This window comes from Mesorhizobium sp. BR115XR7A (assembly GCF_020165315.1).
Taxonomy (GTDB): Bacteria; Pseudomonadota; Alphaproteobacteria; order Rhizobiales; family Rhizobiaceae; genus Mesorhizobium; species Mesorhizobium australicum.
This window is the reverse complement of the sequence record NZ_JAIUHW010000002.1, coordinates 589877-605439: the sequence shown is the minus strand read 5'-3', so window position 1 is coordinate 605439 and position 15563 is coordinate 589877. Positions and strand designations below refer to the sequence as shown.

The 15563-nt window shown below is 56.5% G+C and carries 8 protein-coding genes; 5 read left to right on the top strand and 3 right to left on the bottom strand.

The genetic code is table 11. The features are described 5' to 3' along the window. Both LB557_RS06890 and LB557_RS06885 read right to left on the bottom strand, forming a co-directional pair. Positions 1-1543: DUF4347 domain-containing protein (locus LB557_RS06890; RefSeq protein ID WP_224713034.1), on the bottom strand; the 1543-nt coding region annotated here is incomplete at its 3' end. Positions 1544-1628: 85 nt separating this feature from the next. Continuing rightward, positions 1629-1943: a hypothetical protein gene (locus tag LB557_RS06885; RefSeq protein WP_140718414.1), complete on the bottom strand. Its 315-nt coding sequence runs from the start codon at positions 1941-1943 to the stop codon at positions 1629-1631. Between the two features lie 855 nt (positions 1944-2798). Between LB557_RS06885 and LB557_RS06880 the strand changes: the two genes are divergently transcribed. From LB557_RS06880 to LB557_RS06865, 4 genes are all read left to right on the top strand, one after another. After that, complete coding sequence (locus LB557_RS06880) at positions 2799-6599, top strand: glycosyltransferase (RefSeq protein WP_224644146.1); 3801 nt, start codon at positions 2799-2801, stop codon at positions 6597-6599. A gap of 10 nt (positions 6600-6609) precedes the next feature. After that, positions 6610-8394 (top strand): FkbM family methyltransferase, encoded by a 1785-nt coding sequence (locus tag LB557_RS06875; RefSeq protein ID WP_224644145.1) that lies wholly within the window; start codon positions 6610-6612, stop codon positions 8392-8394. Between the two features lie 706 nt (positions 8395-9100). Continuing rightward, positions 9101-9889 carry a glycosyltransferase gene (locus LB557_RS06870; RefSeq protein ID WP_140715937.1) on the top strand — a complete coding sequence of 263 codons (789 nt, stop codon included), beginning with the start codon at positions 9101-9103 and terminating at the stop codon, positions 9887-9889. Between the two features lie 386 nt (positions 9890-10275). After that, the gene (locus LB557_RS06865) at positions 10276-12777 is read left to right on the top strand and encodes a glycosyltransferase (protein WP_224644144.1); all 2502 of its coding nucleotides are present in this window, start codon (positions 10276-10278) and stop codon (positions 12775-12777) included. On the opposite strand, the gene LB557_RS31745 is transcribed toward LB557_RS06865, so the two are convergent. Continuing rightward, positions 12774-13961 (bottom strand): FkbM family methyltransferase, encoded by a 1188-nt coding sequence (locus LB557_RS31745; protein ID WP_224644143.1) that lies wholly within the window; start codon positions 13959-13961, stop codon positions 12774-12776. The two genes, LB557_RS06865 and LB557_RS31745, sit on opposite strands and share 4 nt — an antisense overlap. 192 nt (positions 13962-14153) lie before the next feature. On the opposite strand from LB557_RS31745, the gene LB557_RS06855 reads away from it, so the two are divergent. Next, on the top strand, positions 14154-14957 hold the full coding sequence (locus LB557_RS06855; RefSeq protein ID WP_224644142.1) for a hypothetical protein: 804 nt from the start codon (positions 14154-14156) through the stop codon (positions 14955-14957). The last annotated feature ends 606 nt before the right edge of the window (positions 14958-15563 follow it).

Below are 15563 nucleotides of genomic sequence, written 5' to 3'. Positions count from 1 at the left end.
CCGTGTCACCCGTAGCGCCTGTGGCTCCAGTTGCACCAGTCGAGCCGGTTGCTCCGGTCGAGCCGGTGGCGCCAGTCGAACCCGTAGCGCCAGTATCGCCAGTCGCACCTGTGGCTCCGGTGGACCCAGTCGCGCCCGTCGAGCCCGTTGCTCCAGTCGAACCTGTGGCACCCGTGTCACCGGTAGCGCCTGTCGCTCCGGTAGTTCCGGTCGAGCCGGTTGCTCCTGTGGCCCCGATCGCTCCGGTCGAGCCAATCGCTCCGGTATCACCGGTTGCACCGGACGAACCAGTCGCACCGGTCGACCCCGTCGCACCAGTCGACCCCGTCGCACCGATCGAGCCGGTAGCACCGGTGGAGCCTGTAGCTCCGGTTGAACCAGTGGCACCAGTGTTGCCAGTGGCGCCAGTCGAACCTGTGGCACCGGTGTCGCCAGTCGCACCTGTGGCTCCGGTCGAGCCAGTGGCGCCGGTCGAGCCAGTTGCTCCGGTCGCCCCGGTTCCGCCACTTGCGCCGGTAGAACCGGTCGCTCCTGTTGCACCAGAGGCGCCGGTCGCGCCTGTTCCGCCGCTGGCACCGGTAGAGCCACTCGCTCCGGTTGCTCCGGTTGCGCCGGTGGCGCCGGTCGCACCCGCGCCGGTCGCGCCGGTGGCGCCGGTCGCTCCCGTAGGTCCCGCCGGGCCTGTCGCGCCAACTGTACTGGTGCTGAAAGTACCAGTATCAAATTGATTGCCTCCGTTGCCATTGGCAGGGCCAGCGACAGGGCCGTCCGTTAAAACATAAGTATTTCCTGCCCCTGGCGTTAGTGTGCCGTATAGATTGAAACCAGCGTCGTATATTTGATAAGTATGTGTAGGGTCTGGAATTGTTATTGTTACAGCAAATTCACTGACAATGTTGTGCCCTGATTGGGGAAGTGGGAAGCTGCCAACCAACAAATGAGGATTTAATGTTGTATCTACTAGGTAATAAGTGTTGATAGTGGCGCTACCATTCTGAATAGTTAAGTTGCCGGTGATCGTCAGGTCAACTGCAAGCACCCCGCTGTAACTTGCCGCTCCATCCGAGGTCAGGGGTGGCAGGGGCGTGGGCGAGCTCGCACGTGCCGACAGTTCCCAGGCGCCGCCCAGGTCGGCGGCGCCAACCAACGATCTTGATGCGCGGACATCCGCGCCGACCGCCTCTTCCAGCGCCTCAATAAAGGCTTCGCCGGAATTCCCTGATGCCGACTCGCAACTCCACAGCCTCAGCTCGCCGTCCGCCGCAAGTGCCCTGCCGATTGCGGCGAAATCGTCAGCCGCTGCCTCCAGCGTCCCGACCGACCATTCTCCCCCGGCGAAATTGACACGGCCCGAAGCGCCATGGGCCATGATGTGGACCGCGTCGAGCCCTTTGTGCGAAACAAGGGCGGCAGCGATCTGCCGCTCCGCCGGGCGGCGGCCATCGAGCACGACAGCCCGGACTTCGGGCCTAAGATTACTGATGACAGTCTCGAGGTCGGAGATCGAAGGATCGACAAAGAGAATTTCAGAGGCACGGGCCATGACTGGCTCCTGTTGGCTTGAATTCAACTAACGGAATGCGCCTCCGGCTTCGGGGGGCGTGGCAAACGACAAGAAGGTTAGGCGGTCAACTTCCAGACGGCCCGACGGCGGCCCCTGCGCCGTCGACAGAGGGACTTTCTACCCGCAGGAAGCTGGCAACCTTGAAACTGCCGCCATCGTCAAACGTCCCAATCGCAAATGAGCCGGCAGTGCTTGGCACCTTGACGGTCAGCGCTACCGCAAGGCTTCGCTTGACGGCTTTGGGAAGGGCGACCTGGCCAACGATCGCACTCCTGGCGGTGTCCAGGATAAAATAAGTCACATTTTCGGTCGCGTCTCCGATCGGCAAAACGCCCCTAACGGTGACTTCCATAACCGCAAACCCTGCCGCGTAACTCATACTATCCTCCTCGGTAGCGGCGACTGCGCCGCGCCTTTCGTGTTCGGCCTTTTACAAGCGCCCGACCGAGCACGACGCGCCCGGTCTTGCGGGTGGGTGGGAATGTAGTGGGTGGGTGGGGGGCAGACGCCGGGCGCCTTTGTGCGCTACGTGTCCAATGGCGCCCCGCGCTGGTTTTCGATTGTTCGTCTGGCAAGCGGCAGCCCGACAACCGATCTCTAAATCGGTTCCGATGTCCAGCCGCGAATGCGAATGGTCGAGGGGTGGCGAAGCTAAGGCATCACATTTCCTGCGATGCGCACGCGATTTTACCCGACTCACGACTTCACTCCCGTCATGTTCACGCCGATGTCTCGGCGAAAACTCGAGAGGGATCTCCGGAACGGGAACCCGTCCGCCTCCAGCAGAAGGACAAACGTATACGCGGCAGCGCACGCTTTGCGAACGCACCTGCTTCAGCCGCGAAGTGGCCTAGCTACTCCAGAACTCCTAAACCCTCTCAAGAACGCCAACCCACCCGCGAACTGCGCGAGTGCCCTCCAGGCTGTACATTAGTAAACAGAAAATTAGGGATTTGTAAACTATAAGCGAACGGATAATTGATCAGGGAGCGGGTGCGGGCCATTCTTTAACGCAGTTGCTGAAAATTGTTCTTCAGAACCCTGCCCTTAACGTCTCCTGTCCAGCCCTTGCCATGTCGCAAATGTGAGCAACGTCAAGCGTGGCACTCCTCTGGCGGGATGCCACTTAGAACCTCGGATCAACGTTTCTCGATCTTGACGACACCTGGCAAATGGCGGTGAACTAATCGAGGGGTGGCGTGACGGACCGCCGCACGGAGCCGACGATACACAGATGACAAGCCACAAGCGCCTCTGCCTCAACATGATCGTTAAGAACGAGATGGCGAACCTTCAGCGCTGCTTCGCAGCGGTGGTCGACCACATCGACTGCTGGGTCATCGGCGATACCGGCTCGACCGATGGGACCCAGGATTTCATCAAATCCTACTTCGCTGCCCGCAACCTGCCGGGCGAGCTGCATGAGTTTCCCTTCCTGAATTTCGAGCAGGCGCGTAACGCAGCACTTGATCACGCCTACGCCTCGGCACTCGCTTACGACTATTTGCTATTTGACGACGCCGACATGGAACTGGTGGTCGAGAATGTAGGCTTCCGAGAACAACTCGTCAGTCCGGGCTACCGGCTGCTGCAGCGATCGGATTCCGGCCTGACCTATTGGAACACCCGCCTGGTCAGGCGAGACGCCGGCGCGCGCTACCACGGGGTGACCCATGAATATCTCGACGTGCCCGACGGTGTGCTGGAACTGCGCAGTGCCTGGTACAAGGACCACGCCAGCGGATCGAACCGGGTCGACAAGTTCGAGCGCGACGCGAGGCTGTTGCTCGAAGCTCTTGATAGGGATCCGGAAAATCAGCGCTATTGGTTCTATCTGGCGCAATCCTATCGCGACGCCGGGCGGACGGCTGAGGCTGCGGTGGCCTACGCCAAACGCGCCGCGATGGGCGGCTGGGACGAGGAAGCGTGGAACGCACGCCTGCAGGGGGCCCGCTGCTTGCGCAAGCTCGGCGACGAGCCAGGCTTCGTTGAGCAGGCGCTTGCCGCCTTCAATCAACGGCCGCAACGTGCTGAGCCGCTCTATGACCTGGCCAGGTTCTACCGCGACAAGGGAATGAACGATGCCAGTGTGCTGTTTTCCGAAGCGGGGCTGGCGATCAAGCGGCCCGAGCAGGACATCCTGTTTCTGGAGGACTACGTCTACACGACAGGCCTGCTGGAAGAGTTTGCGATCGCCGCGAACTATTCGCGCGATCCTGTGCGCAAGGACCGCGGCTTCGCGGTTTGCAACTGGCTGGCGCTGAGCCGGACCATTGGCGACGGCCCTAGGGAACTGGCGTGGTCCAACCTGTTCTTCTATGTGCAGCCCGCCAAGACGATGATGCCGTCCTTCAGCGCGCGTCCGGTGGGCTTCACGGCGCCCGATGGCTATCGACCGTCAAACCCGTCAGTGGCTCGATTGGGCGACCAGATCGTGCTCTTGCAGCGGACGGTTAACTACACCCTGGCCGAAGACAACCTGCAATACGACACGCCGGGCGGAGTTCCGGTTCACACGCGCAATTTCCTGCTCCGATTGAATGATGAACTCGCCATCCAGTCCGCAAGCGAGATTTTGCCGCCGGTTGATATGCCGGAACCCGCTAACGACCGTGTTCTCGGATTTGAAGACATGCGCCTATTCGCTTGGCGCAATGAGTTGTGGGGCATCTCTTGCGTGCGCGAATTGACGGAGGAGGGTTGGTGCGAGCAGGTCATAGCGCGCATCGACGAGAGTGGCTCCCGGCTGACCGACTGGCGCATGCTGCATCCGGCAGGACCTCGGCTGCACGAGAAGAACTGGATGCCGCAAGTCAAGCCAGGCACGGTGGGGGCAGAGGCAGAGACGCTGCACTTCATTTACCTCTGTGACCCCACGCGGATCGTGGACGAGCATGCCGCGACCATCAGCGAGACTCCCCCGGCCATTGCTGCCCAACGGTTCAGGGGCGGGACCCAGCTGATCGCCTTCGCGGGTGGTTGGCTCGCATTGGTTCATGAAGTGCAGTCGCCGGCTGAGGGGAGGCGACGTTACTGTCTGCATCGGTTCGTCTGGTTCGACGAAGTTGACACGTTGCGAAAAGTAAGCCTTCCGTTCTTCTTCGACAAAAAAGGCGTTGAATTCGCTGCGGGGCTGGCGTGGCACCCGGATGGAAGGCATCTGTTGATTTCCTACAGCATAACCGACAGCGAGTCCTGGATCGCGACTGTCGACGAGGCCGAGGTGAGATGGCTTCTGAAGGACATGGATGACCTGCCATCGGGTGGGGCTGTCACAGCGTCGAGGCTGACGCCGTCTTCTGCCGCCTCGCGGGCTCAAGCAGATTGTTCAGTATATGGCGGTCCGCCAGCTGAAGTGGGCATCAAGCCTGACCACACCGACGACAAAACCATAACTGATGTAGGCCAGGCGCTGCCAAGGGACAAGGATCTAGGGCCGGCCGGCACGAAGTCGACAGACAAAACCTTTGATGAGCTCGCGCTCTTTCTGCGCGATGTTGATTCTCCGCTGGAGCGGCGGACACGATCGCGCCAGTTCGACGCGCGGATGTCGCGCTTTCTTGGCAGCGACGACACAGCGCTTCCGCAAATCAACTGCTTCTACCAGGTGATGTCCGACAAGGCCGAGCATCGTACCCTCGTTGCCGCCATGACCTCAATGCGGGCAGTGGGCCATCCGGTGCGGGTGTGGAGCTACGCACCGGAGAAGCTTGCGTTCCTGGTCCCACATGGGGTCGAAATCCGCAATGCTGACGACGTCATGCCGCAGCCCTTGTTCGAGAGGATCGTCGCCGGCTCGGAGATCAGGTATTTTAGCGATATCTTCCGTTACGCCCTGCTCTACGAGCATGGCGGGCTGTGGATGGATTCCGACGTCATCCTGCTGCGGCCGTTCCCCTTTCGCGGCGAGCATTTCTTCAATCTGCAATGGCGCGGATCGCACAAAGGTCATTTTATTTGCGGCAACGTCATCTATGCAAGGCCGTACAGCCGTCATCTCAGGCAGCTGTACGAGTTGTCGATGGAGCGCTTTCACGCCTCACACGGCAAGGAATTTGGAGACATCGGCCCCAAGCTTCTGTCTGATTACATTGCGTCCGACGCAGGCGCCGAACTGCGGGAATGGGTGTTCAGCCCGATGTTCTTCAACGCGATCGACTGGACAGAGATCGACCGGTTCGACAAGCCGATAGCGGAATTGGCCGACTATTTGAACGATGACCGTGTGTTCGGCATTCACCTGTGGACGGCACGCAACGATGCGCGGCCGGGCGGCGCAGGAGCGCCACTGATCTCGCAGTTGATCAATCCGCTCGACAGCTTCCCCACGCTCACCAATCTCGCCGATCGCTTCAACACCGACAGGAACCGGCATACAGGGAACCGACACGCTTATGCTCGCATCTACGATCGCCTGCTTTCGGGCCGGAGGTTGGCCATGCGTTTCCTCTTGGAGATTGGCCAGTCAATCAATCAGGCGCAAAGCACCCTGGCCGAAACGCCTTCGGTCGACTTGTGGAAGAGCTATTTTCCATTCTGCCGGGTGATCGGCGTCGACCTAACGGATCATTCGAGGTTCAACAAAGACAGGTTCGAATCGTTCGTCTGCGACCAGTCCAAGCTGGAGGATCTGCGTCGCGTCACCGCGAAGCTCGAACCGGGATCGCTCGACGTGATCGTCGATGACGGCAGCCACGCCTCGTTCGATGAGCAGCTCACGTTGCGCGAGTTTTTCCCTCTGCTTGCCGAGGGCGGCTGGTATTTTATCGAGGATCTCGACTGGCAGCCGCCGGGCGAGGATGCCGACAAGATCACTCCAACCAAGAACCTGATGCGAGAAATCCAGCAGCATGGTAGCGCGCGCTCTGTCGATCCGCTGGGGGTGAGCGCTCTTGCCGATGCATTCGCCGAAATCCTGTTTTTCGACAGCCATTATGAGTTGAATCGGGCAAAATTGCTCGGTGGGCTGGTGGCCATCCGCAAGGGGGTGCCGGGCATGTCCGTCAGGCACCATGTATCACGGCATCTTGAGTGAGGGGGATTCATTGAAAGTCGCCGTCTACACCATCGCCTTGAACGAAGCTGCAAACGCCGAGCGCTGGGCCAATTCTGCTGTCGAGGCGGATTATCGCATTGTGGCCGACACCGGCAGCACTGATGGTACGGTGGAACGGCTAATCGCTGCGGGCGTCACCGTGCACAGCATAGCGGTGCGCCCGTGGCGCTTTGACGACGCCCGCAACGCGGCAATGGCCCTGATCCCGGCCGACGTCGATGTTTGCTGTACCATGGACATGGACCGGTATCTCGAGCCAGGCTGGCGGGCGAAGCTCGAAGCGGCCTGGACCATCGAGACGACAGCCCTTTTTTGCCAGACGATCTACAGGTCGAGAGTGGATGACCCAACACCTTTGCGAAGCTGGCCGGCGAAGAATTTTCATCATCGCTGGGGCTATCGGTTCAAGCGACCGGTCCACGAGGCGCTGGTCTTTACGGGAGAAAAGGAAGTCTCGGCGAACAGCAGCGATATCGTCATGTTTGAGGTGCAGGATCTCGCCAAGCCAACAAGAAACAGTTACCTGCCGCTGATGGAGGTAGCACACAAGGAAGACTCCGACGACGCTCAAATCTGTTTCTGGCTCGGGCGGGATCTGATGTGGGCTAACCAAGAAGAGCGGGCCGTCCAACTGCTTGAGCGCTACCTTGCATTGCCGACAAGCACCTGGCGAGAAGAACGCTCCGAGGCTATGCGTTACATCGCGCGCATGCAGCCGGAGGGGAGATTGTCCTGGCTGGACAAAGCCCGGATGGAAGCGCCGCACCGACGAGAAATCTGGCTCGACCTCGCAGAGGAGTTCCATGCTAAGGCCGACTGGCTGAACCTGTTCTGGGCCGCGACCAATGGGATCGAGAAGTCACACCGAACCGGTAGCTATCTGGACGACACGAATTGCTGGGGCTTTCGGCTGTTCGACCTTGGCGCGATTGCAGCATGGAAACTCAATTCGATGGATCGAGCCGTCGAGTGGGGACAGAAAGCGCTCGACCTCGACCGAGCCAACCAACGCCTCAAAAGCAATCTTAGCTTTTTTGTTCAGCGCAAACGGCAAGACCAGCTGGGTGACTTGACGAGGCGAATACGCAGCGATCTGTTCTCTCGAATTAGTCGAAGACCGGTCACGCTCGTGCAAGTCGGAGCGAATGACGGGACCGCGTTGAGCGAGCCTATCAAGCAACATCATTGGAAGGGGATATTGATTGAACCTGTCCCTTTCATATTCGAGTCTCTAAAAAGGACATACGAGGCCATTCCGGATATAATCACACTTAACGTTGCCGTACATGGCAGTGATGACGGTGGCTTTCAACCTTTCTATGCCGTAAAACCATTGAGCAACCCTCCAGTCTCATGGTATAACGGCCTGTCTTCCTTCAATAAAACTTTACTTCTGAGTCACTCCTCATCAATCCCGGATCTTGAATGCCTTATTGATGAGATGTTGATAAAGACGAGGACGTTGCGTGGTATCTTAACAGATTTGAACGTGGCCGATGTAGATTTTCTGATGGTTGATGCCGAGGGGTATGACGGCACCGTAGTTCGAAGCTTTCCTTTCGATATGTTTCGTCCCAAATTGATAATCTACGAGACTAGGCATCTTGAGATGGCTGACCGTGAACACACTGAAACGCTCTTGCAACAACACAAATACTTCTGCCTTCACATGAACGATGGCGAAGATGTCTATGCGGTATCCGAGGATATAATGAGTAAAAGTGAAGCACGATTTCTCGATTCTGTGATGGCCTCCTCTGAAATTCCGCTGTGAAAATTTGGGAGAATGTCTGACTTTATCGAACCGTCCTATTAATTCGCCAGATGCCTAGATGGATAAAGAGAGAAGAGCTCGTCTGTTTACGATTTTTGGTACGGTGCTATACGTTGAGCCGTCATCAGGTGAGCTCCGGCATGGTGCACCTAATAGCGTGCCAGCGAATGTGGTTTTGGTTGCGGATCGACCCGCCTGGCAATGCCGCATCATGCACGATAACGGGTCCGAGCTCCTTCCGATAGAGTTTAGACCTGGTCAATCTGGGCGCCTAGCGATAGACCGAGATGGCGATTCACCGTCGCTCCGTATCATCACCTTGGAGAGAGGGCTCCTGAGCCTCCGATCCGAGCACTACTATCTCTGCGCCGAACCAAATGGCCAAGTCAACCTTTCGAGACTGAAGTGCAGCTTGTGGGAGTGCTTCTTAACCTCAGAAGACTGGTGCACTGCGTTCGCTTCCGATGCGGCGCCTGAGTTAGACGCGCAAATTGACTGGGGGGCCATCCGTCGAGCTATAATCGATCCAATGTTTAGGGTCCGCTCCAATCGAGCCCCGAGAGCGAAGAAGGTATTTTTCTTTGCTAATACGGAATGGTCAAATGGTCGCGTATACTACGACTTATGCAAGCGGTTGCACGAGAACGGGTACATATCGGACATCCTGAATTGGCGCATCTCGTACACCCGCAATCAAATAATAGATATGCTTGGGTACTACGACTTTATAATATCCGGTCTGGACGGCATACCATTTCTGATCGATAACTATCTTGTGGAACCTGACAGAATAATTGGTATATCTCATGGTGTATATTATGATTTTGATCTTCTTATACATAAAAAGGGCATCGGAATTTTCGATCAGCTGGCCAATTTTGGTGTTGTAAGTTACAGTATGGTGTCTGAGTCGGCGATTTTGGGAGTGCCACGGGTACCGTTGGTGACATCGTTGGGAATTAATTTCACAGAGTTTGATACTGCTATACCGGGCAGCCTCAGAACTGTCGGCTATGCTTCGTCAATGTCGCATAAAACTAAAGAAGGCATTGAGAAAAAGAGGGGGGAATTGGCCATCGAGTGCGCTGAGGGTGCTGGCCTTGATTTTCGGCCAGCGGGTAGTCACGAGAAGCCAGTGTCCTTCCACGATATGCCGGCATATTACAGCACTGTGGATTCGATTCTGATGACATCAATGATCGAGGCCGCTGGGCTCCCGGTGCTGGAAGCGGCAGCTGCTGGCCGCCTCGTCATTGGCACTCCAGTTGGCCACTTTCCGCTCCGCGCATATCAGGGAGGTGGCATTATCGCGCCGATTGATGCAGGGCGATTCAAGCTATTCACCATCAACGCATTATTATACTACAAAGCCAATCCCCAGGCATACGTGGATAAGTGTCATTCTATACGGGAAGCCGCCAAAATGTTTGATTGGGACTACATGATCGATGAATGGGTGGAGTTGATAGAGTCAGCCAAACCCGTCCGCGCCTAAAATGGTGGCCGGCAAGGGCCGTACAGCCCCCTGCCAAGGATCGCAATGACATTAATGGGGCTCAAGGTGCAGGATCTTTTCAATCTGACAAGTAGCAGCTACATGGCTCTGATGGAAGTGTCGCGCGAGGAAGAGGGCGACGACGCTGATATCCGCTTTTTAGCGCGTGCGGACGAGATTGAACCGGCGAGCCCTAGCGGCTGCTATCCAGGTAACGATGATCGCTGGTGTTTTCGGCTGAACCAAGTGCGAACGCATGCTGGCGCTTCAATGTCACGGACCCGGCGCTGGCGCGGAGCTAAATACGCTCGGACTTGATACGGCCAAACAGTGCTAGAGGACAACTCGGATTTTTTGGTTATACGAAACGACTTGCGGGCAGGAGCATGAGCAGTCTGTCCTTTGAGCCCGCGCGGTTGTTCACGGCGTTCGGCACCGTCATTTATGTCGAGCCCTTTACGGGTGAGTTGCGACACGGCCCCCTGGAGAGTAGTCCGGCGAACGCATTTTTTGAGCGGGGCGACCGTCCGGTGGGCGCAAGCGCGCACGGTCGGCTGATCCATGCCGTCGATGGTTCGGCCGAACCGATCTCCTGCTATTCTGGCACGTGTTTTTCCATCTCGCAGTCGCAGAGCGAAAGCCAGGCCGTCGATCCCACGGTATTTGAACTGATTCCGCTAGAGCGTGGTTTGCTGGCGCTCAAGTCGGCGGGCTTATTCTTGTCGGCCATACCTGACGGTCAGATGAAGCTCAGCGCTCTTGTATGCAGCACGTGGGAGCTATTCATCGCATCGGAGAACTGGTGCACTGAGAGTTCTGGAGGACTCGCTTTGAGCCTCCGTGACCCCACCCTCGATAGGAAAGCGATCGAGGGTTATGTCATTCATCCGGTAATACGGATGAACTCAAATAGGCGGCCTCATTCCAGGAAGATTTTAATTTACGGACATGCTAGTTGCTCGCATGGCCGTATATATTATGATATTTGTAAGAATTTGCACAATGTTGGGTATATTTGCGATATGCTTGATTGCAGTATTAACCATATTGAATATATTCATAGTATTATTCCCTACTATGACATGGTCATATCGGCCCTCGACGGTGTTTCTAGGTTGGTGGACGTTTATCGTGTTCCTTACGAAAAAATAGTAGCTCTATCTCATCATGAATTCGACATTCGATTACTGATTGAGCAAAAAGGAATAAATATTTTTGAAAAATTCGCTAATTATGGGGTGGTCAGCGAATATCTTTACTGCGCTTCGGTGATGCGGGGCGTTCTAAGACCGCCAATGGTTGCGTCCTTAGGCGTCAACTACGACGAATTTTACACTGATGTCTCAGAGCGCCTGACCACCGTTGGTTACGCATCAACGATGTCCGCTATGGCTTATGGCGTCGAGTGGAAACGTGGCAGGCTGGCGAAGATAGCGGCGCTGGATGCCGGACTGGTCTTCAAGGTCCCCGGTTCGACATCCCACCAAATTTCATTTCACGATATGCCCAACTTCTATCAAAGCGTCGATGCTGTCGTGATGAGTTCCATCAACGAGTCCGGTCCCTTGTCGGTCCTGGAAGGAGCGGCGGCTGGGAGGCTCGTAATCGGTACGCCGGTAGGGCACTTCCCAATCAAGGCCGCCCAGGGGGGAGGGATCCTTGCTCCGGTCGAGCCCCAGAAGTTCAAAGATTTCACAGCGGCGACCCTACGCTTCTATCGGGATAATCCGTCGGCGTATGTAGAGAAATGCAGATCGATACAGCTGGCCGCGCGAAAGTTCGATTGGGAATATACAATTGCGGAGTGGGTTGAACTGATTGAATCAGCGCAGTCATCGAGTGCTGGAAAGCGAAAGGCACACCGACACATGGGTGAAGAAAAAGGTAATCATGCTCTGCACAAAGCCGTAATATGCGACATGGACTGGCTTTCATCGTACCTAGCTGACGAGCACGGCTACTTGATCGGTCTTTTGAACGAGCTCTATGACTTTGATATAATCGACTCCAGTTCGACAAATTTTTCCGACGAAGAAACCTTGAAGCATTTGAACTCTTATTCCGCGCTCTTAGTGGCCTATCAGGGAAAAGTTCCTATCCCGCTGGACCGCATTTCTGCCTACAAACTTCTTAAAGTTGACGATCTTGTAAGCTATGATTCAGGCTATGATGAACTGTTGAATTACCTTATTTGCTCGGCGGATACGATAATCAGCCCTTACGCTTACGAATTTAGGAATCACTTCGATCATGGTTCTGTTGTATGGGTGCCATATTCGTCATCTCTTGAGGGCTGCAAGGACCATGATCGAATCTCCTTCAATGAGGATCCTCTCCCCAAAATTCTGGTGTCCGGAAGCATCGCGTGGGATCGGCCCCTGAGGCAATATGCAGCTAGCTTAAACGACAGCAGGATCGAGGTGTTAGGGCACCCAGGATATTGGAACAAATATAATGAGAATAGCAATGCCTTTGTAAAAACCAAATACTATGATGAGTTGTCTAAATACCTGTGTTGTTTCTGTGATGGTCACAGCTATCGCTACGTCCATCTCAAAAATTTCGAAATAGCCTCCGTTGGCTCACTGCTATTGACAGACCGCCTGATCGAAAAGGAAATGAACGCTTTGGGTTTTGTAGATTATCAAACATGCATTTTTGTTGATAAGGAAGACTTATTGGAGAAAATAGAATGGATAACTGATGAGCGAAACCGGTCTGCCGTGGATACAATCCGAAAGGCTGGAATGAGGCTTGCAAGAGAGCGGCACATGACGCGACACCGAGCGCTGCAGATCAACGATCTGGTTAATTCGTGCGTCGAGGGGATCGCCTTTGAGAAAGGCGCTTCGCTCCGCACGAACTTGCATATGGCCCGGCTCGACTAAGTGTAGGGGATAGTGCCCAATACATCGGTGATCACTTGAAATTTATGTCTGGCCGGCTCTGAGAGCTTGCTGACCCGGTCTCGCCTCTTCGTGAATAACGTATCAAACTCGACCGCATCACCATCGAAATTCGGTACCTGCCTCACCTGCCGTAGTGCGAAGCCGAAATCCCCCAACATGTCTACAATGTCACCGATTAGCTTCTGCCCTCGATATATCGGCACGAAATGCGTCTCCAGTTCGATGGCCAGGCAGGACTCGAGGAGGTGTCCAAAGCCGACTAGAACTTCGTACTCGAACCCTTGCACATCAATTTTTATCACGTCCGGAGAGGGAGCCTCCTGCATCCGGAATAGCTCGTCGTATCGAACACATTCAACCTCTTGCGTATCGATGGTTCGGAAGATCGGTCCAATCGAATAGTGCTGCAAGACCTCGAAATTTGGCTCCCTCAACGATGAACACCCCGACGCCGCAGCAATATGAAGTTTCTGAACGCCTGCCGCGTGCGCCAGCGCCTTTTCTACGACTTGGCCCCCGGGGATGCGGCTAAGGGTTTGCCTGACTAGTGCCGCCTCCGATGCTATGGGTTCGAAGACCACCGGCGTGATCTGTTCAGCCTTCAGCATCCACTTGAGTTGCAGCCCCCCTTGACCGCCGACGTCCACCAGCGTGATTCGCTCCTCTGCTGGTGTACGGGACAATTCGGTTTCTGCGTCAAACGCCTCAACCAGCACGCTCATGAGGACAAACTGCTCGCTCCCACTGCCAGTGTACATGGCCTGTCGGTTGTTGGAGCAGCCAATTGAGAGTGTGGGATGGCAACTCAGAAACGTTACCTCAACATCGAACGAGCCATCAGATAATTTCGCGACCGAAATCTTTTTGCTGATGCCATTGTTGATTACTGCGCCGTCGGCAGAGATCTCTGCAATATCTAAAGAGCCATAGTGGTGGATGTAGAAATTGGTGGTAGAATCAATGCAGAACTTGATCTGGACTTTCAGCTTTACAATTCTAAAGAGAACACCTGGATCATATACACGTAAAAGATGCCAGCCGTGCCGGGCGGTATCCGAGACAATAAGAGCTCCTTCTTCAAGGCGAATGGACATCTCGTGCGCCACCTGCCAACGTGAAAGATCATCTCCACTGTATGTTTGCGAAAAGATGGCCTCGCCCACTCCTGATTCCTATCCGCTCCCCGAGCCTTTGTCCTTGGTGGGCAGCATGCTAGTTTAGATCGGGCCGGTCGAACATTGGGAATCAAAGTGCGACGACGAGATTTCGTTACACTCTTGGGAGGGTTGGCGGCCGGAAAGGTGATTCTCCCCAGGTTGACGGATCGACACGCCGCCGCGGAGAGCTACGCAGCTATGGTCCCACCTACCACGCTTCCTGTCTCCCTCCTCACCGCCCCCATCGAACTCGCCGGCAATTGGGGTCACATGCTGCCACGCTCGGCCGAACAGGTCGTTGAGCGCATGCGGCACGCCTGCCTGGATGGCGTCCGCCTGCTGTCCGACCGCCAGCCGACGCGGCTGCGCGTCGATGAACATACGTCCGGCTCGCCGGCCGTGTGGCTGCATCCCGACGGCACCAGCATGGCGTGGATCATTGTGGATATTGGCGAGCGCGACTGGTCGAAGCTCGCCTACCAGTTCGGCCATGAGCTCGGCCATGTCGCGGCCAACAGCTGGCAGGCCGATGCCAAGCCCGCACCGCCTTGCCAGTGGCTTGAGGAAGCAATGGTGGAGGCCTTTTCGTTGCGTGGCCTGGAGCGCTTGGCGAGAAGCTGGAAGGAGAATCCACCCTTTGCCGGCGACAGCGCTTTCGGCGATGCCATCGCCGAGTATCGCCAGAACGTCATTCGAGGCTATACCGCTCTCGCCGACGGCCAGGGGCTCACCAGCGACGCCGCCGCGTGGTTCGCTGACCATCGCGGCGAGATCGAAATACCTGGCCTCAATCCATTCGCTCAGGCGATGTCGGTGACCATCCTCGCCGAATACGACCGGGCGCCGGACTGTGTCGAGGCGCTGGGCGCGCTCAACCGTTGGCCCGGCCGCACTGGTGTCCCGATCGCCGACTATCTGAAGCTATGGGAGGCGAGCTGTGTCGAACTGCAAGCCTCGCCTCGACTGCCGGTCCGCCTGCGCGACCTCTTGCGCATCTCATAATCAGGCACGGGGTGCCGGAAAAAGTTTTCTCCGCAAGAGCAGGCGCGTTGAGTCTCCTGCCACTTGGCAGCCCGAGCGCGTCGTCTTGGCCGCCGATCCTGCGGCTATAAGTGAACTTACGACCTTACGACGACCTCTTTGCGTCGTCCTTACGGACACGCTGACCTCAGGAGGCGGCTGATCTCGTGAAACATCCCGGAGGCTCCAGCCCGCCTGTGCCATCCAGGCCACCGAATCAGCACCGGCTGCGATGCGCAGCGGTGCAGAGGGATCGTCGGCGGGCCGCCAGATCGCTTGGGCGATTTCAGATGATCGGGTCGTCCGGACCCGAGCTGTCGCGGATGCTCGCCACGGTGTGCTCGATCATCGGCGGAAAGTCAGGATTGTCGCGGCCGCGCAGGTGCGGAACGGACACACGAAGCACCAGAAGCCTGGAGGGCACCGGACGCCAAACAACGGGCCGAGTCGAGACAATGTCACTCAGGCCCGCCCATTGTCGACATAGCCAACTGGGCGACAGCAACTAACTCTGCAGGGTCCGATCATGCCGCAGACTCGTTCGCATTCTCCCGGCTTATTGCGGTACCCACGCCACTGGGTTATTTT